The organism is Stappia indica, from assembly GCF_009789575.1.
GTDB classification, from domain to species: Bacteria; Pseudomonadota; Alphaproteobacteria; order Rhizobiales; family Stappiaceae; genus Stappia; species Stappia indica_A.
On sequence record NZ_CP046908.1, the window covers coordinates 4,558,188 to 4,574,471 of the forward strand.

Here is a 16,284-nt window from a genome sequence, read left to right on the forward strand (position 1 = left end):
GACGGGCGATGCAAGCCACGCGGGCGGGACCGGGCATTGCACCAGACGCAGGGCTGACGGCCGTGAGGACTATCGTCCGGGATCAGGTGCAATGAGCGCGACCTCTCTCCCTAACGGGTCCCGCCGGGACGAACCTGTCCCGGGACGTGCTGTCGGTCGACGGGTCAGGTCGCCACTTTGCGGACATGCGCCTGCCGGCGCTCTATCTTGGTGAGCAGCACGAGGCTAACGGTCAAAAGCAGCGCGCCGTTGGCCGGGTGAAAGGCGAGGAAGCGGGACGCATCGCCGGCGGCGAGCGCCACCTGAACCAGGTAGAGCAGGGCCGCAAGCCATGCCCACCAGCCGAAGCCGCGCAGCCACGGTATCGCAAGCGCGCCGCCGGCAAGGCAAAGGATCAGCACGGCGATGGCGGACCCAAGTGCCGTATGCACGGTCCAGTCGCCGGTTTCGCCGAACAGAGCGAGGCCGGCGGTGAGGAACTGAGCGAGAAGGCCGGCGGGCAGAAGCCGGCCGGACAGGGTGAACCAAGCGGGCGTGCCCCGCCCAAGATCGACCAGGGTGTCGTGAGCGGTGTCGGTCATGGCTCAGGCCTCTGCAAATAACGGGGGTGATTCTGCCCGCCAGGCGGTGAGGTCCGCCGCGTAGTTCCGCGCGGCTGTCTCCAACTGCTCCGCCGAGAGGCTGTCGGCGTCGTGCAGCACGAAGGGGCGCGACCAGGCAAGGCCGCAGCGGTTGGCGGTGGCGCGCATCGGAGCCAGCATCTCGGGGATCGGGAACAGGTTGCGGCCACCGTTGCGATAGGCATTGGCCGCACCGCCCGTGGTTACGGCGAGCTTGAGTGGCTTGCCGGCAAGGTAGGCCCCTTCCGTATCCGGCAACAGATACATCATGCGGGTGAGAACGGCGGCCTGCCACGACTGCACGAGTGGCGGAGGTGCGTACCAGTGGAGCGGGAACTGCAGGACGATCCGCTCGGCGGAAATCAGCCGTGCGGCCTCGGTCGCTCCGTCACGCGCCATCTCCAGCCCGGCGGGAAAGCGGGCCTGCATGTCGATGACTTCGGTGCCGGGCACGGCTTCCGCTGCCCGGGCGAGCGCGGTGTTGGCGCGAGAACGCGACGGGTCGGGGTGAAAGAGCAGGATCAGCGACTTGGCCATCTTCGTCTCCATTGCGATGGCAAGGAGGGTGAGAGTGTTCAAGAAATTAATCCAATCGATAAGAAATATAGTTTATTATAGATTTCATGAATTTAAGAAGTGTCGATCTCAATCTGCTGGTGATCCTCGACGCCCTGCTCGACGAGGCCCACGTCAGTCGCGCTGCAGAGCGGTTGGGCCTGACGCAGCCTGCCGTCTCGGCGGCTCTGCAACGATGTCGGGGGCTGTTCGGCGACGAACTCCTTGAGCGCGGACGCGGCACCATGCGCCGCACCGAGCGGGCCGAGACCTTGCGGGCGCCGTTGAAGACCCTTCTTGCCGGTGTCGTCGAGATGGTCGACCCGACGCCGACGCCGCTCGCAAAGATCCACCAGACGCTTAAAATCAGCATGGCCGACTACCCGGCGGTGCTGGTGATGCAGCCGCTGATGGCACATCTGGGCCGCACCGCACCGGGCATCGATCTCGTGCTGCAGCCCTGGCAGGGGGCGGATGCAGCGCGAGCCGGGCTCGTCGCCGGCAGCAGCGATCTGGCGTTGTCGGTCTTTCCGCCGGCGGAAGACGATCTGGTGCGCACGGAACTGGTGAGCGAATATTACGTGGTGGCGATGCGAGCCGATCACCCGGCGGCGCGGGAGTTCGACCTCGGAGCCTGGCTCGCCCATCCGCATGTGCTGGTTTCCGGCCGGGGCGACACGCGCGGTCCACTCGACACGGCGCTTGCCGCAAAGGGCCTGCGTCGACGTGTCGGGGTCGTCGTGCCGACCTTCCAGATGGTGCCCGGGCTGCTCGCCGGCTCCGACCTGATCGCCATGTTGCCCTCGCGCTGCTTACCGCCTGCGAGCGGCCTTGCGACCTTCGCACCTCCCGTTCCGGTGCCGGGTTTCGTGCTGCATCTCGCCTGGCACACTCGCCGCAATGGCGACACGGCCCTGCGATATGTGGCGCAGGTGCTGGCGGAGATCATGGTGTCGGACTTTTGCTGATTGTTTCCCGTGAGGATCAAGTCTTTTCGATTTGTGCAAGATTGACCGGGAAAGGTCTCTTGCGGTTTGATGAAGCTCGAACCGTTCCCTCGCGGTTTTCGTCCGTCACGCAGCCATCATCTGCCCTTGCCCGGCTTCCCGGCATCGTCTTTTGTGAAGACCGTGCCGCCCGCGCAAGCCGGAGGCGGCCGGACGGACGCATCCGAGGGAGCGCCGCAACAGCAAGACGCACAGATGTCGATCAGGGAGTGCCGACCGCCATGGACCGTATCGAGATTGCCGGCCTGAAGATTGCCCCGGAACTGCGGGATTTCGTCGAGCAGGAGGCCCTGCCGGGCACCGGCGTGACGGCGGACGCGTTCTGGAAGGGCCTGTCGGCCATCGTGCACGACATGGCGCCGGAGAATCGCGATCTGCTGGCCCGCCGCGATGCGCTGCAGGCGAAGATCGACGACTGGCACCGCGCCCATCCCGGCCCGGTCGACCTTGCCGCCTACAAGGCCTTTCTCAAGGAGATCGGCTATCTGGTGGACGAGGGCGCTGCCTTCTCGGTGACGACCCAGAATGTCGACCCGGAAATCGCCTCCATCGCCGGTCCGCAGCTGGTGGTTCCGATCACCAACGCCCGCTACGCGCTGAATGCCGCCAATGCCCGCTGGGGCTCGCTCTATGATGCGCTCTACGGCACCGACGCCATGGGCTCCCTGCCGAAGGGCGGCGGCTACGATCCGGCGCGCGGCGCCGAGGTGGTGGCCCACGCCAAGGCGCTGCTCGACGAGCGCGTGCCGCTGTCGGCGCCCTGGTCGAGCGTTGCCGGACTTGCCGTCGAAGGCGGCAAGCTGAAGGTCGCAGGCGAGGGCGGCACGGCTCTCACCCTGTCCGATCCGGCGCAGTTCGCCGGCTATCGGGGCGAGGCCTCCGCTCCGGCCGCCGTGCTCTTCGTCAAGAACGGCATGCATATCGAAGTCGCGGTCGACCGTAGCAACCCGATCGGCAAGACCGATCCGGCGGGCATCTCCGACGTGGTGCTGGAGTCGGCCGTCTCTACCATCATGGACTGCGAGGACTCGGTCGCTGCCGTCGATGCGGAAGACAAGGTCGTCGCCTATCGAAACTGGCTCGGCCTGCTCAAGGGCGACCTCACCGCCTCCTTCTCCAAGGGCGGGCGCGAGATGGTGCGCCGGATGGAAGGCGACCGGACCTACACGACGCCGGCGGGCGGCGAGATGGCGCTGCACGGCCGCTCCCTGATGCTGGTGCGCAATGTCGGCCACCTGATGACGACGCCGGCGATCCTGGATCGCGACGGCAAGGAGGTGCCGGAAGGTATTCTCGACGGCATGATGACGGCGCTGATCGCCATGCACGACATCGGTACGGGCGGCCCGGCCGGTGGCGGACGGCGGATGAACTCGCGCGCCGGCTCGCTCTATATCGTCAAGCCGAAGATGCACGGTCCCGACGAGGTCGCCTTTGCCAACCGTCTGTTCGGCCGGATCGAGCAGGCGCTGGGCCTTGCTGCCGACACGCTGAAGATGGGCATCATGGACGAGGAGCGGCGCACGACCGTCAACCTCAAGGAGTGCATCCGTGCGGCCGCCTCGCGCGTCTGCTTCATCAACACCGGCTTCCTCGATCGCACCGGCGACGAGATGCACACCTCGATGGAAGCCGGCCCGATGATCCGCAAGGGCGACATGAAGCAGGCCGCCTGGATCCAGGCCTATGAGAACTGGAATTTCGACGTCGGGCTGGAATGCGGCCTGCCGGGCCACGCCCAGATCGGCAAGGGCATGTGGGCCATGCCCGACCTGATGAAGGCGATGCTGGAGCAGAAGATCGGTCACCCGAAGTCCGGCGCCAACACCGCCTGGGTGCCGTCGCCGACCGCCGCGACCCTGCACGCTCTGCACTACCATGTGGTCGACGTCGCTGCCCGCCAGAAGGAACTGAAGGCCCGCGGTCGAGCCAGCCTCGACGACATCCTGTCGATCCCGGTCGCCGAGCGGCCGAACTGGTCGGCGGAGGAAATCCAGGCCGAGCTCGACAACAATGCGCAGGGCATCCTCGGCTACGTGGTGCGCTGGGTCGACCAGGGCGTCGGCTGCTCCAAGGTGCCGGACATCAACAATGTCGGCCTGATGGAAGACCGCGCGACGCTGCGCATCTCGTCCCAGCACATCGCCAACTGGCTGCGCCACGGCGTCTGCACCGAGGCACAGGTGATGGAGACGATGAAGCGCATGGCAAAGGTGGTCGACGGCCAGAATGCGGGCGACCCGCTCTACACGCCGATGGCCGCGGACTTCGACGGATCGGTCGCCTTCCAGGCCGCTTGCGACCTGGTGTTCAAGGGCCGCGAGCAGCCGTCCGGCTACACCGAGCCGGTGCTGCATGCCCGCCGCCTCGAGGCGAAGGCCGCCGCCCGCGGCTGACACGTCGCACCACGCAAGAACGGATGAAGCCTTCCGGCCGTCGGGCCGGAAGGCTTTCTCTTTCAAGGGGCACCGCAACCGGCGACGGCTCTAGGTCGTGGACTCATAATTGTGCCGGAAACGGCGTCTGGCCCGGCAATGATATGCCAGGAGGAGCGTGATGGCCGGGGCAGGTCCCCCGGCCGAGCGGTCCGACGCCGCAGATCGAAGTCGGGCCGACGCCCTTCGGGTCTGGGCGAACCTGCCGGCAACAGCGTCGCAAGACCTTGAAAACCGGACGGTTTCCTGCGGACTTGCTCCTTGTATCCGATCAGGTTCGCGCAGACCGTTTCTCGCCAGAATTATGAGTTCACGACCTAGCGCCCCGAAGAGCGGAACGGCTGGACAATGGTCTCGGCTGTGTTCCGCATGCGGCCGATGCGATGGAGCGCTTCCTTCAGCCGCTCCTGCTCCCGGTCGCTGTAGATGAAGCGCCAGCCGCTGTCCTCGCCCCGGCGCCAACGCTGCTCGGCGCGCAGGTCCAGCCCGTGGCCGGCGATCGATATCCGCACGCTGAGCGCAAAGTTCGGCAGGTCCGTGCAGCGGATCCGACAGCCGGTCAGGCTGAGGTCGGTCATGCGCGCGGCCATCGGCCCACGCATCGTCATGATGACAACCGGGATTTCGCCCTCCGCCCTGGGCGATTGCCGACGTTCCTTCTGCGCCATCGTCGATGGCATGTAGCGATTTCGCGATGACAGGGTCCCCATCCTCCCCTGGTCTGCAAATATTCAGGAAGACGAATATTCTCCCGTCCGGAGTCCATCCGCCTGTCTGCTCCTCCTCTCGGCAGTTGTACGGTCAAGGATACTGCCGATATTCGCGTATGAGCAGGGGTTTTTACTAATAATAGATAAAAACATGAGGGATACGCGACGTCAAAAATCGATCAGATTGTCAGATGATCGTAAAATATGACGCAGGGTCATGGGGTTGTTGCTGTCGCGCGGAGTGGTGCGGGTTGCGCAACCTGAAGGAGAGGCGGTGTCGTTGCGCTCCTGGCCGCCTCAGCGGCGACCAGGGCGGTCATCCATCGGCAGGGCGATTCGCGCCTCCAGGCCGCCATCGGGATGGTTGGCGAGCGTCAAGGTGCCGCCATGCGCATGCACGATCGAGCGGGCGATGGACAGGCCGAGACCGATGCCGCCGGTCTCCTCCGACCGGGATTCCTCCAGCCGCACGAAGGGCTCGAACACGTCCTTCAGCCGTTCTTCCGGAATGCCGGGGCCATGGTCGCGCACGGTGATGACCGCCTGCCCGGTCTCGGCCGAGAGCTGCAGCGTGGCGTCGCCGCCATAGCGCACCGCGTTGTCGATGAGGTTGCGCATGGCACGCTTGAGGCTGAACGGCCGACAGGACACGACGATGCGGCCGCCCTCGGGCGGGTCGAAGGCCACCGGCCTGCCGATGTCGCGATAATCCTCGGCGATGGCGTCGATGAAGCCGCCGAGATCCGTCGGTGCGCCGACTTCGCGCGAGGCTTCGTCCCGGGCAAAGGCCAGCGCTGCCTCGACCATGCGCTGCATCTCGTCGAGCGTCTCGATCATCTTCTCGCGGTTCTCGTCATCATCGATGAACTCCGCACGGATGCGCAACGAGGTGATCGGCGTGCGCAGGTCATGGCTGATCGCGCCCAGCATGCGCGTGCGGTCGCGCACGAAGCGGGTCAGCCGGTCCTGCATCACGTTGAAGGCCTGGATGGTGCCGCGCACCTCCGACGGCCCGCTCTCGGGCAGCGGCTCGACATCCTCGCCGCGGCCGAGCCGTCCGGCGGCCGCCGCCAGATCCCGTAAGGGGCGGGTGAGGCGGCGCACGGTCAGGCCGATGACGAGAACAATGGCGGTTGCCATCAGCGCCACGGTGACGAAAACCGGCAGGAGCGTGTTGCGCGGCACGCGGAAGCGGCTGGCTCCGTTGAGCCAGCGTCCGTCCGACAGTTGCACGGACAGCGTCAGCGACACGGGGGCGGCGCGCCAGCTGCCGTGATGGTGCGGGGCAGGGCGGTCGCGGGCCTGCCGGTCTTCCGGCTGGTCGTCAGCCTCGTCTTCCCCCTCGCTGTCACCGACATCGATCCGCCGGCGCGAAGGCGGGGCGTGGGAGACCGCGCGCCGCGACACGTCGACCCGGATCGTCTTGCCGGCATTCAGCTCCTCGCCGAGCATGGCGGCAATCCGCTTGTCGGTCTTGCCGCTTCCGGCTTCGGCAAGGGCCGGGGTGTCGTCGATCCAGTACCAGAGGAAGCGGCTGGAGATGGCCCGGAGCATGTCCGGATGCTGGCTCTCCGGCGCTGCCTCGACGAGGCGTACCAGAGAGACGGTGCGCGAGACGATGGTGTTGCGGGCAAGCTCCACCAGCGCCACCCGCCGCTCGCCGGCGAAGAGCCAAAGCGTGATGATCTGGGCCAGCACCACCGCGATCAGCAGCAGGGCGACAAGCTGGCCGGCCAGCGAGCGCGGCCAGGGACGCAAGCGGGTCGTCATGCGACGATGTCCTCGACTTCTGCGGTGAAGGTGTAGCCGCCGCCCCAGACGGTCTTGATGAGCTCCGGGTTCTTCGGGTCGGGCTCGATCTTGCGGCGCAGGCGGCTGACCTGGTTGTCGATCGAGCGGTCGAAGGCGGCCGGGCTGCGGCCGGAGGTGATGTCGAGCAGCTGGTCGCGCGACAGCACCATGCGAGGGCGCTTCAGGAAGGCGATCAGCAACTGGAACTCGCCGGTCGACAGCGGCACGGCAACGCCGTCCTCCCCTGTGAGCAGGCGTTTGGGCACGTCGAGGCGCCAGCCGGCGAAGGTGAGCGTCTCCGCCTCTATCGGGTCGCGCTGCTTGGGAACCTGGGAGGAGCGGCGCAACACGGCGCGGATACGGGCCAGCAGTTCGCGCGGGTTGAACGGCTTGGTGACATAGTCGTCGGCGCCGATCTCCAGTCCGACGATGCGGTCGGTATCCTCGGCCATGGCGGTGAGCAGGATCACCGGCATGGTGCCGCTTTCCACCAGCGAGCGGCAAAGGGAAAGGCCGTCCTCGCCGGGCATCATGATGTCGAGCACGACAAGGTCCACCGCTGCCGCCTTCAGGAACTTGCGCGCCTGGGCAGCATTTTCCGCGACCGAGGCACGCAGCCCGTTCTTGCGCAGATAGCGCGCCAGCGACTCGCGAATGTCGCGGTGGTCGTCGACGACGAGAATATGGTGCCCGCTTTCGCTCATGGGTCGCTTCCGCCTCGAATTGTCTCCCTCGCACTCTAGATATCGCTGCCCGCATCGGCAGGGAAACCGCAATTGTATCCAGATGTAACGTGTGGGCAGACCGCCACAGGTTGCGACACAAAGGCGGTGTTGCGGGCACATTTCAGCGACAAGCGGCCGCTAGACCGGTGTCATCGCAGTGACCGACAAGGAGATGACGCGATGACCACTTTCAAGAAGATCACGCTGGCCGCCCTCGCCGCGGCGCTGGTCGGAACCACCGCCATGCCCGCCTTTGCCGACCGTGACGGCGGCATGCAGGGCTGGGGTCGCGACGGCGGCAAGCCGGGCTGGCACCAGTCCCATCGTGGCGGCAAGCACGGCTGGCATCATGGCCGGCGGGGCAACATGGCCCGCATGTTCATGGAGCGCTTCGACACCGACGGCGACGGCAAGGTGACCCAGGCCGAGATCGACGCCAAGGTGGAATCGACCTTCGCCTCCGCCGACGCCAATGGCGACGGCAAGGTGACGCTGGACGAGTTCAAGGTCGCCTACCAGACCGAGTTCAGCGAGCGCCGCGTTCGCGCCTTCCAGCGCCTCGACCGTGACGGCGACGGCAAGATCTCCGAGGACGAGTACAATCGCCGTATGGAGCGCATGATCTCCCGCATGGAGCAGCGCGACGGCGACGACGACAAAAAGGGCCGCGGCGGTCCGCGCGGACATGGCCGGATGATGGAGCGCTTCGACGCTGACGGCGACGGCAACGTGACCGGCGACGAGATTCGTGCTGCCCGGGCCGGTGCCTTCGCCTCTGCCGATGCCGATGGCGACAAGGCCCTGACGCTCGAGGAGTTCGGCACGATCTGGGCCGAGCGAACAGACAGCCGCATGGTGCGTGCCTTCCAGCGGCTCGACCGTGACGGCGACCTTGCCATCACCCGCGAGGAAGCGGCGCGTCCCTTCGCCGGCCTCGTTGCCCGCATGGATCGCAATGGCGACGGTGCCCTGTCCCGCGAAGACCGCCCGCGCGGCGGCATGCGGGATCGCGACGGCAAGCGCTGGCATGGCGAGGGGCGTGGCGATGGCCCGCGTGGCGGAGGCCCGCGTGGTGAAGGACCGCGCGGCGAAGGCCCGCGTGGCGGCAACAACTGAGGACGCGCCTTCCCCGTGCGACCTCGTCACTGAACCGTGCAAGCGGCGGGACCTCGTGTCCCGCCGTTCGCGTTGGAAAGGGGGCTTCTGCATCGGCCGGGAGAGCCTGATTCCCCTGCGGCGGCAGCGTGTCGCCGGTCTCGTGCGGCCCGGCCTGTTTCGCCTGTCGGCAAAAGTCACAGGAAATGCGGAAATGCATGGGAGAGGCGCAAAAAATGCGCCTGGCGGAGGGATTTTTCCCTTGATTAAGACATATTCCTGATTCATATCTCCCCTTGCCCAAATTCGCACGTGCCCGTGGTCGTCCAACCGAAAGGTGGCAGTCGCTCAAAAGGGCCCGGACCTGTCCGGAATAGAGCGACAAAACGGATGGCTTAAAGCAACGACGTAAGAGGGCTTTTTTGGTCTCTGCCGGGTTTCCAAGTCCCGGGGTCACTGAAGAGGCACTTGTTACATCATTGCCGGCCGTGCGGTTCGGGACACCCGATCCAATCCAAGGCAGCAATCGCGGAACGGCGACACGCTTGCGCTATGCAGGCGTCGAACCCGACCGTTGCATATGGCGTCCGTTTTCTCCCCGTCTCCAAAGCGGGCGAGAGACGCGATCGCATATGCACCTGTACCGGAATTCGGACTTGCGGGTGAATGCCATGACCGAGCGCATCAAGAACTTTCTCCGGCAGCGACGAGGCGACGGGCCTTGCGTTGTCGTCGACCTCGACATCGTCCAGGACAACTATCTCGCGTTCGAGCGGGCCCTTCCGGATACCCGCGTCTTCTACGCGGTGAAGGCCAACCCGGCTCCCGAGATCCTGGCGCTGCTCGCCAGCCTTGGCTCCTCCTTCGACTGCGCTTCGGTGCCGGAGATCGAGATGGCCCTGGCCGCCGGCGCGGGCCCCGAGCGTATTTCCTTCGGCAACACCATCAAGAAGGAGCGCGATGTCGCGCGTGCCTTCGAGCTGGGTGTGCGCCTGTTCGCCGTCGACTGCGAGGCCGAGGTCGAGAAGATCGCCCGTGCCGCCCCCGGCGCGCAGGTGTTCTGCCGCATCCTGTGCGATGGCGCCGGCGCCGACTGGCCGCTGTCGCGCAAGTTCGGCTGCGCGCCCTCCATGGCGCCGCAGGTGCTCGAGCATGCCCATCGTCTGGGCCTCGTCGCCCATGGCGTGTCGTTCCACGTCGGCTCGCAGCAGGCGAATGTCGACGCATGGGACACGGCTCTGGGCTCTGCCGCCGCGATCTTCCGCGAGATGGCCGAGCGCGGCATCGTGCTGTCGATGGTCAACCTGGGTGGCGGTTTCCCCGCTCGCTACCTGAAGGACGTCCCGGGCGTGCCGCGCTACGGCGAGGCGATCCTGCGCGGCCTGGCCAACCACTTCGGCAACCGCATCCCGCAGACGATCATCGAGCCGGGCCGCGGCATGGTCGGCGATGCCGGCATGATCGAGGCCGAGGTGGTCCTGATCTCGAAGAAGTCCGAGGCCGAGGACGAGATCCGCTGGGTCTACCTCGACATCGGCAAGTTCAACGGCCTGGCCGAGACCATGGACGAGGCGATCCGCTATCCGATTCGCACGGAGAAGGATGAAGACCGCAAGACCCCTTGCGTGCTCGCCGGCCCGACCTGCGACAGCGTCGACGTGCTCTACGAGAAGACCCCGTACGAGCTGCCCGTCAGCCTGTCGATCGGCGACAAGGTGCTGATCGAGGCGTGCGGCGCCTACACCACCACCTATTCGGCGGTGGCCTTCAACGGCTTCGAGCCCCTGCGCTCCTACGTCATCTGACGGTCACCCAGAATCACGCCCTATAGAGATCCCGAAAAACTCCGAGCCGGCCGGTCGCGAAAGCGGCCGGCCGGCGTTATGGTCCAGCCATGGCGGCCGCTGCCCGTTGCGCGCCATGCCGACACGTTGCAAGCAGAAGGACACTCGCCATGACCGAAACGAAGACCCCGGCGGCGAAGAAGAAGGCCGCCAGGTCCGCCCCGGCAACCACGTCGCCCGCCAGCTCCGCAGCCGCGGAGAAGTCCTGGCCGGTTCACGGCACCATTTCCGGCCCGATCGTGATGATCGGCTTCGGCTCCATCGGCAAGGGCACCCTGCCGCTGATCGAGCGCCATTTCCGCTTCGATGCCTCGCGCGTGACGGTGATCGACCCGGTCGATGCCGACCGCAAGCTGGTCGACGACCGCGGCTACAAGTTCCTCAAGGAAGCGATCACCAAGGACAATTACCGTGACGTCCTGTCGCCGCTGCTCACCGAGGGCGAGGGCCAGGGCTTCTGCGTCAATCTTTCGGTCGACACCTCCTCGCTGGACCTGATGAAGCTCTGCCGCGAGCTCGGCGTCCTCTACATCGACACCGTCGTCGAGCCGTGGCTCGGCTTCTACTTCGACGAGAACGCCGACAACGCCTCGCGCACCAACTACGCGCTGCGCGAGACCGTGCGCCGCGAGAAGAAGAAGAACCCGGGCGGCACGACGGCCGTCTCCTGCTGCGGTGCCAACCCCGGCATGGTCTCCTGGTTCGTCAAGCAGGCGCTGGTCGACATCGCCCGCGACACCGGTGCCAAGTTCGAGGAGCCGACCAACCGCAAGGGTTGGGCGAAGCTGATGAAGAAGGTCGGCGTCAAGGGCGTGCACATCGCCGAGCGCGACACCCAGCGGGCCAAGAAGCCGAAGCCGATGGGCGCGTTCTGGAACACCTGGTCGGTCGAGGGTTTCCTCTCCGAGGGCTTCCAGCCGTCCGAGCTGGGCTGGGGCACGCACGAGAAGTGGATGCCGAAGAACGCCCGCAAGCACAAGAAGGGCTGCAAGGCGGCGATCTACCTGGAGCAGCCGGGCGCCAACACCCGCGTGCGCACCTGGTGCCCGACGCCGGGTGCCCAGTACGGCTTCCTCGTCACCCATAACGAGTCGATCTCCATCGCCGACTTCTTCACGCTGAAGGAGGACGGCAAGGTCGTCTACCGTCCGACCTGCCACTACGCCTACCACCCGGCCAACGACGCGGTGCTGTCTCTGCACGAGCTGTTCGGCGCCGCCGGCAAGATGCAGGAGACCCTGCACGTTCTGGCCGAGGACGAGATCGTCGACGGTATCGACGAGCTCGGCGTGCTGCTCTACGGCCACGAGAAGAACGCCTACTGGTACGGCTCGCAGCTCTCCATCGAGGAGACCCGCGAAATCGCGCCCTACCAGAACGCGACGGGCCTGCAGGTGACCTCGGCCGTGCTTGCCGGCATGGTCTGGGCGCTGGAGAACCCGAACGAGGGCATCGTCGAGGCCGACGAGATGGACTATCGGCGCTGCCTCGAGGTTCAGCGTCCCTATCTCGGCCCGGTCAAGGGCTACTACACCGACTGGACGCCGCTCACCGATCGTCCGGGCTTCTTCCCCGAGGACCTCGACGAGAGCGATCCCTGGCAGTTCCGCAACATCCTGGTGCGCTGACCTCGCACCGCGATCCGGACGTCCCGACGGCCCGTGCCGATCTTCCCCAGCGGGAGGCCGGCGCGGGCCGTTCGCGCATCCTCACTCGACGCAGCCGCCGCGAATGGCTACAAACCCCGGACAAAGTCGCCATGTGGGAACGCAAGCACGCCATGAAGCCGACCAATCCTGTCTTCACCGGACTGCCGACGACGATCTTCGAGACCATGTCGCGGCTCGCCATCGCCAACGGTGCGATCAATCTGGGTCAGGGCTTTCCGGATGTGGACGGGCCGCAGGACGTGCGCCAGGTCGCGGCCGATGCGCTGATGGCCGGCCCGAACCAGTATCCGCCGATGCTGGGCCTGCCGGAGCTGCGCCAGGCGGTCGCCGCCTCGACCAAGCGTTTCTACGATCTCGATGTCGACTGGCAGAGCGAGGTCATGGTCACCTCGGGCGCGACCGAGGCGCTGGCCGACGTGCTGCTGGCCCTGCTGGAGCCGGGCGACGAGGTCATCCTCATCGAGCCGCTCTACGACTGCTACCTGCCGCTGGTGAAGCGTGCGGGCGGCATCCCGGTGCGTCTGCGCGTCACGCCGCCGCACTGGAAGCTCGACCTCGGCAAGCTGGCCGATGCCTTCACCGAGAACACCAAGGCGATCCTCATCAACAATCCGATGAATCCGGCCGGCAAGGTGTTCGGAGAAGACGAACTGGCCGCGATCGCCCGGCTGTGCATCGAGCACGGCGTCTATGCGATCTGCGACGAGGTCTACGAGCATCTGCTGTTCGACGGGCGCCAGCACCTGCCGCTGATGGCGTTCCCTGGCATGCGCGAGCGTGCGGTGCGCATCGGCTCGGCCGGCAAGACCTTCTCGCTGACCGGCTGGAAGGTCGGCTATGTCACGGCCGCGCCGAACCTGCTCGATCCGATCGCCAAGGCGCACCAGTTCGTCACCTTCACGACGCCGCCCAACCTGCAGAAGGCGGTGGCCTACGGACTTGGCAAGGAAGACAGCTACTTCCTCACCCTGCGCGACGAGATGCAGGCCAAGCGCGACCGCTTCGCCAGCGGGCTTGCGGCTCTCGGCTTCGGCGTGCTGCCCTGCGAGGGTACCTACTTCCTGACCTGCGACGTCTCGACCCTCGGCCTGCAGGGCACCGATGTCGATATCTGCCGCCAGCTGGTGGAAGAGGCGGGCGTTGCCGCCGTGCCGGTCTCGGCCTTTTACGTTGCCGACGCGCCGACCAATTTCGTGCGCTTCTGCTTCTGCAAGAAGGATGAGGTGCTGGACGGGGCCCTGGAACGGCTGGACGCCTTCCTGTCGGCCCGCGGCGGCGCCTCCGCCGTCCTGTCTGCACCCGGTTCCCTTCAGGTGGCTGCCGAGAAGGCTTGAGCGAGATGGAAAACCCGGTCCTGGTGGAAGTGCTGCGCGGCGATGCGGTGGAAAGCCGCCATCGCGGCGCGCTTGCGGTGGTCGACGCTGCCGGCCACGTCGTTGCCGCGCTTGGCGACCATCAGCGCCCGGTCTTCCCGCGCTCGGCCGTTAAGGCGCTGCAGGCCCTGCCGCTGGTGGAATCCGGGGCGGCCGAAGCGCTCGACCTCGACAATGCCGAACTTGCGCTCGCCTGTTCCTCGCACAATGGCGAGGAGGTGCATGTCAGTGCTGCCCGGGTGATGCTGATGAAGGCCGGCCTCGACGAGGACGCGCTGGAATGCGGCAGCCAGTGGCCGCGGCGGATGGAGGATGTCGCCGTTCTTCACCGGACGGATGCCACGCCCTGTCCGCTTCACAACAACTGCTCGGGCAAGCATGCCGGCTTCCTCGGCCTTGCCCGCACGCTCGGGGCACCGACGCGCGGCTATGTCGAGCCGGACCATCCGGTACAGCTCGAGGTGCGGGCGGCCATTGAGCAGATGGCCGGCATCGATCTTTCCTCGATGGCACGCGGCACCGACGGGTGTTCGATCCCCACCTATGCGATGCCGCTGGCGCCGCTCGCGCGCGCCTTTGCCTGTTTCGGCACGGGTGAGGGGCTTCAGCCCTTGCGCGCACAGGCTGCCGAGCGGCTTTACAATGCCTGCGTCGACCATCCCTTCATGGTCGCCGGTACGGGGCGTTTCTGCACCGAGGTGATGGGCGCGCTCGGTGGGCGGGTCTTCGTCAAGACCGGCGCCGAGGGCGTCTTTATTGCGGCCATCCCCGAGCTCGGCCTTGGCATTGCGCTGAAATGCGATGACGGTGCAACGCGCGCGGCCGAGACGATGATGGCTGCCGTCATCGATGCCTTGCTGGAACTCGACGACGACGAGGCGAAGGCGCTGCGCCCCTGGCTCGCCCCGCCGCTCGCCAACTGGAACGGCAGGCCTGTCGGCAGCATTCATGCGGTTGCCGAGGCCTTTGCGCCGCTGAGAAGCATCGCCTGACGGCGATTGTCTGGTTCAACCAGTTCTACCGAACCATGTTGCCCTGAATGGCAAGGTGGCCGAACCCATCGGCCGCGCCCGGCCGCGTCAGATCGCCGGTGACCGCTTCCTTCCAGCGATGGCCGACGACGGCGCCGCCCGGCGTGCCGGAGAAGATGTTGCCGGAAATCAGTGCCGCGCCGGCGCCTTCCACCACGGTCACCGCCGCGCCCACCGGACAATCGCGGATGACGTTGGACGCGATGCTGACATCGCGCAGGTAAGGCCCCCAACCCATGTGGAGGCCGAAGCGCGCGGCCTTTTCCACCACATTGCCGGTGACCGCCGTGTCGGCCTCGACCGCGATGCCGATGCCGAAGCCCTGCACTTCCGCCGGATAGGGGCCGGTATCGGCGATGTTGCGGATGAGATTGCCGGAGCAGGTGGCAAGCCGGCCGCCGTCCAGGAAATTAGCGATGGAAATGCCTATGGCACCGCCGTCGACCAGATTGTCGGCGATCACTGCGCCCTGGAAGGCGAACTCCGAATAGATCGCGGTCTCGCCCGAGCGCAGGCACGAATTGCCCTCGATCAGCACATTGGAGCCGCTGTTGGAGCGGATCGCCGAGAAGGCGCAATCGGCGATGCGGTTGCCGCGTACGACGACACCGTGGGCGCGGAAGATGTTGATGCCGTTGCCGTTCTGCCCGGTGCCGCCGTCGCGGGCGGAGATCCGCTCGACCCGGTTGCCGGAGACGATGCTGCCATCCTCGCCCTCGCTCCAGCGATGCACCAAGATGCCGGCATTGGCGCAGTCGTGGACGTGGTTGTCGGTGATCGACAGGCCGCGCGCCTCGATGGAGCGCAGTCCGGCCGTGCGCGCGCCCGAGATCGTGTTGCCGACGACGCGCCCGCCGCAGCGGTCCAGCGCCAGGCCGGCCTGCGAGCTGCCGGTGATGGTGCAGCCTTCGATCAGGAGGTCGTCGACATCGGCAAAGTGCAGCAGGGCGGGCGTGTACTCGCCGAGCAGCCGGTTGTCGCCGTCGAAATGGATTCCCTCCATGCCGATGGTGCCGGGCCCTTGCGCGAACATGAGATGCCCGCCGCCCTGATAGTCGAGACGGGTCTGGCCGGCCAGGCCGACGAGGCGGGTGCCGGAAGGAAGGCGAAGGTTGGCGACCGTATAGCGCCCGCCGGGCAGGAACAGCGCCCGCCCGCGCTCCGCTGCCGCATCGATGGCCTGCTGCATCAGGGCGCTCTGATCGTCGGCAGCGCCCGGCCGGATGCCGAATTCGCTCGCCTCGATGGTGCCGCGCAGATCGGCGACACGCACCGCCGCGGCGGCCGGTCTTGCGGCCTGCGGCAGGAGAAGGGGTGAAACGAGACCGGCAAGCGCCAGCCCGCCGCGCAGAAGTCCGCGCCGTGTCGGCCCGGATTGCGCGCGGCGATCCCGCGCCTCAAATGGCGATGCCATGTGTTGCCTGTCCC

The 16,284-nt window shown here is 66.7% G+C and carries 13 protein-coding genes; 7 read left to right on the top strand and 6 right to left on the bottom strand.

Annotated features, from left to right (window positions below):
• Positions 1 to 164 precede the first annotated feature (164 nt).
• Both GH266_RS20910 and GH266_RS20915 read right to left on the bottom strand, forming a co-directional pair.
• Positions 165 to 581 carry a DUF6220 domain-containing protein gene (locus tag GH266_RS20910; RefSeq protein WP_158195560.1) on the bottom strand — a complete coding sequence of 139 codons (417 nt, stop codon included), beginning with the start codon at positions 579 to 581 and terminating at the stop codon, positions 165 to 167.
• 3 nt (positions 582 to 584) lie between these two features.
• Complete coding sequence (locus tag GH266_RS20915; protein ID WP_158195561.1) at positions 585 to 1,157, bottom strand: NAD(P)H-dependent oxidoreductase; 573 nt, start codon at positions 1,155 to 1,157, stop codon at positions 585 to 587.
• Between the two features lie 86 nt (positions 1,158 to 1,243).
• Here GH266_RS20915 and GH266_RS20920 point away from each other — a divergent pair, with 86 nt between their 5' ends.
• Positions 1,244 to 2,143, top strand: a complete 900-nt coding sequence (locus GH266_RS20920; protein ID WP_158195562.1) for a LysR family transcriptional regulator — start codon at positions 1,244 to 1,246, stop codon at positions 2,141 to 2,143.
• A gap of 260 nt (positions 2,144 to 2,403) precedes the next feature.
• Positions 2,404 to 4,578: a malate synthase G gene (locus GH266_RS20925; RefSeq protein ID WP_158195563.1), complete on the top strand. Its 2,175-nt coding sequence runs from the start codon at positions 2,404 to 2,406 to the stop codon at positions 4,576 to 4,578.
• Positions 4,579 to 4,934: 356 nt separating this feature from the next.
• On the opposite strand, the gene GH266_RS20930 is transcribed toward GH266_RS20925, so the two are convergent.
• The 3 genes from GH266_RS20930 to GH266_RS20940 form a co-directional block, all read right to left on the bottom strand.
• Positions 4,935 to 5,285 (bottom strand): PilZ domain-containing protein, encoded by a 351-nt coding sequence (locus GH266_RS20930; protein WP_158195564.1) that lies wholly within the window; start codon positions 5,283 to 5,285, stop codon positions 4,935 to 4,937.
• A gap of 339 nt (positions 5,286 to 5,624) precedes the next feature.
• Positions 5,625 to 7,097 carry an ATP-binding protein gene (locus GH266_RS20935; protein WP_158195565.1) on the bottom strand — a complete coding sequence of 491 codons (1,473 nt, stop codon included), beginning with the start codon at positions 7,095 to 7,097 and terminating at the stop codon, positions 5,625 to 5,627.
• Complete coding sequence (locus tag GH266_RS20940; RefSeq protein ID WP_158195566.1) at positions 7,094 to 7,822, bottom strand: response regulator; 729 nt, start codon at positions 7,820 to 7,822, stop codon at positions 7,094 to 7,096. Before GH266_RS20940 ends, GH266_RS20935 begins: the two co-directional genes overlap by 4 nt.
• A 201-nt stretch (positions 7,823 to 8,023) precedes the next feature.
• Here GH266_RS20940 and GH266_RS20945 point away from each other — a divergent pair, with 201 nt between their 5' ends.
• From GH266_RS20945 to GH266_RS20965, 5 genes are all read left to right on the top strand, one after another.
• Entirely contained in the window at positions 8,024 to 8,959 is a 936-nt protein-coding gene (locus tag GH266_RS20945) for an EF-hand domain-containing protein (protein WP_158195567.1), read from the top strand.
• A gap of 650 nt (positions 8,960 to 9,609) precedes the next feature.
• The gene (locus GH266_RS20950) at positions 9,610 to 10,743 is read left to right on the top strand and encodes a type III PLP-dependent enzyme (protein WP_158195568.1); all 1,134 of its coding nucleotides are present in this window, start codon (positions 9,610 to 9,612) and stop codon (positions 10,741 to 10,743) included.
• 281 nt (positions 10,744 to 11,024) lie between these two features.
• Positions 11,025 to 12,410, top strand: a complete 1,386-nt coding sequence (locus GH266_RS20955; protein WP_158196337.1) for a homospermidine synthase — start codon at positions 11,025 to 11,027, stop codon at positions 12,408 to 12,410.
• A 152-nt stretch (positions 12,411 to 12,562) separates the two neighbouring features.
• A complete protein-coding gene (locus GH266_RS20960) occupies positions 12,563 to 13,786 on the top strand; it encodes an aminotransferase (protein ID WP_158196338.1) in 1,224 nt (407 codons plus the stop codon).
• Between the two features lie 5 nt (positions 13,787 to 13,791).
• Positions 13,792 to 14,817: an asparaginase gene (locus GH266_RS20965; protein ID WP_158196339.1), complete on the top strand. Its 1,026-nt coding sequence runs from the start codon at positions 13,792 to 13,794 to the stop codon at positions 14,815 to 14,817.
• 25 nt (positions 14,818 to 14,842) lie between these two features.
• Here GH266_RS20965 and GH266_RS20970 read toward each other — a convergent pair whose 3' ends face one another.
• Positions 14,843 to 16,270 (bottom strand): TIGR03808 family TAT-translocated repetitive protein, encoded by a 1,428-nt coding sequence (locus GH266_RS20970; protein ID WP_158195569.1) that lies wholly within the window; start codon positions 16,268 to 16,270, stop codon positions 14,843 to 14,845.
• Between the last annotated feature and the right edge of the window lie 14 nt (positions 16,271 to 16,284).

Excerpts from the sequence above, each read along its gene's own strand:
- GH266_RS20910 (WP_158195560.1), bottom strand. The coding sequence starts at position 581 with ATGACCGACACCGCTCACGACACCCTGGTCGATCTTGGGCGGGGCACG.
- GH266_RS20915 (WP_158195561.1), bottom strand. The coding sequence starts at position 1,157 with ATGGCCAAGTCGCTGATCCTGCTCTTTCACCCCGACCCGTCGCGTTCT.
- GH266_RS20935 (WP_158195565.1), bottom strand. The coding sequence starts at position 7,097 with ATGACGACCCGCTTGCGTCCCTGGCCGCGCTCGCTGGCCGGCCAGCTT.
- GH266_RS20960 (WP_158196338.1), top strand. The coding sequence starts at position 12,563 with ATGAAGCCGACCAATCCTGTCTTCACCGGACTGCCGACGACGATCTTC.
- GH266_RS20930 (WP_158195564.1), bottom strand. The coding sequence starts at position 5,285 with ATGGCGCAGAAGGAACGTCGGCAATCGCCCAGGGCGGAGGGCGAAATC.
- GH266_RS20955 (WP_158196337.1), top strand. The coding sequence starts at position 11,025 with ATGATCGGCTTCGGCTCCATCGGCAAGGGCACCCTGCCGCTGATCGAG.
- GH266_RS20925 (WP_158195563.1), top strand. The coding sequence starts at position 2,404 with ATGGACCGTATCGAGATTGCCGGCCTGAAGATTGCCCCGGAACTGCGG.
- GH266_RS20920 (WP_158195562.1), top strand. The coding sequence starts at position 1,244 with ATGAATTTAAGAAGTGTCGATCTCAATCTGCTGGTGATCCTCGACGCC.
- GH266_RS20940 (WP_158195566.1), bottom strand. The coding sequence starts at position 7,822 with ATGAGCGAAAGCGGGCACCATATTCTCGTCGTCGACGACCACCGCGAC.
- GH266_RS20970 (WP_158195569.1), bottom strand. The coding sequence starts at position 16,270 with ATGGCATCGCCATTTGAGGCGCGGGATCGCCGCGCGCAATCCGGGCCG.
- GH266_RS20965 (WP_158196339.1), top strand. The coding sequence starts at position 13,792 with ATGGAAAACCCGGTCCTGGTGGAAGTGCTGCGCGGCGATGCGGTGGAA.
- GH266_RS20950 (WP_158195568.1), top strand. The coding sequence starts at position 9,610 with ATGACCGAGCGCATCAAGAACTTTCTCCGGCAGCGACGAGGCGACGGG.
- GH266_RS20945 (WP_158195567.1), top strand. The coding sequence starts at position 8,024 with ATGACCACTTTCAAGAAGATCACGCTGGCCGCCCTCGCCGCGGCGCTG.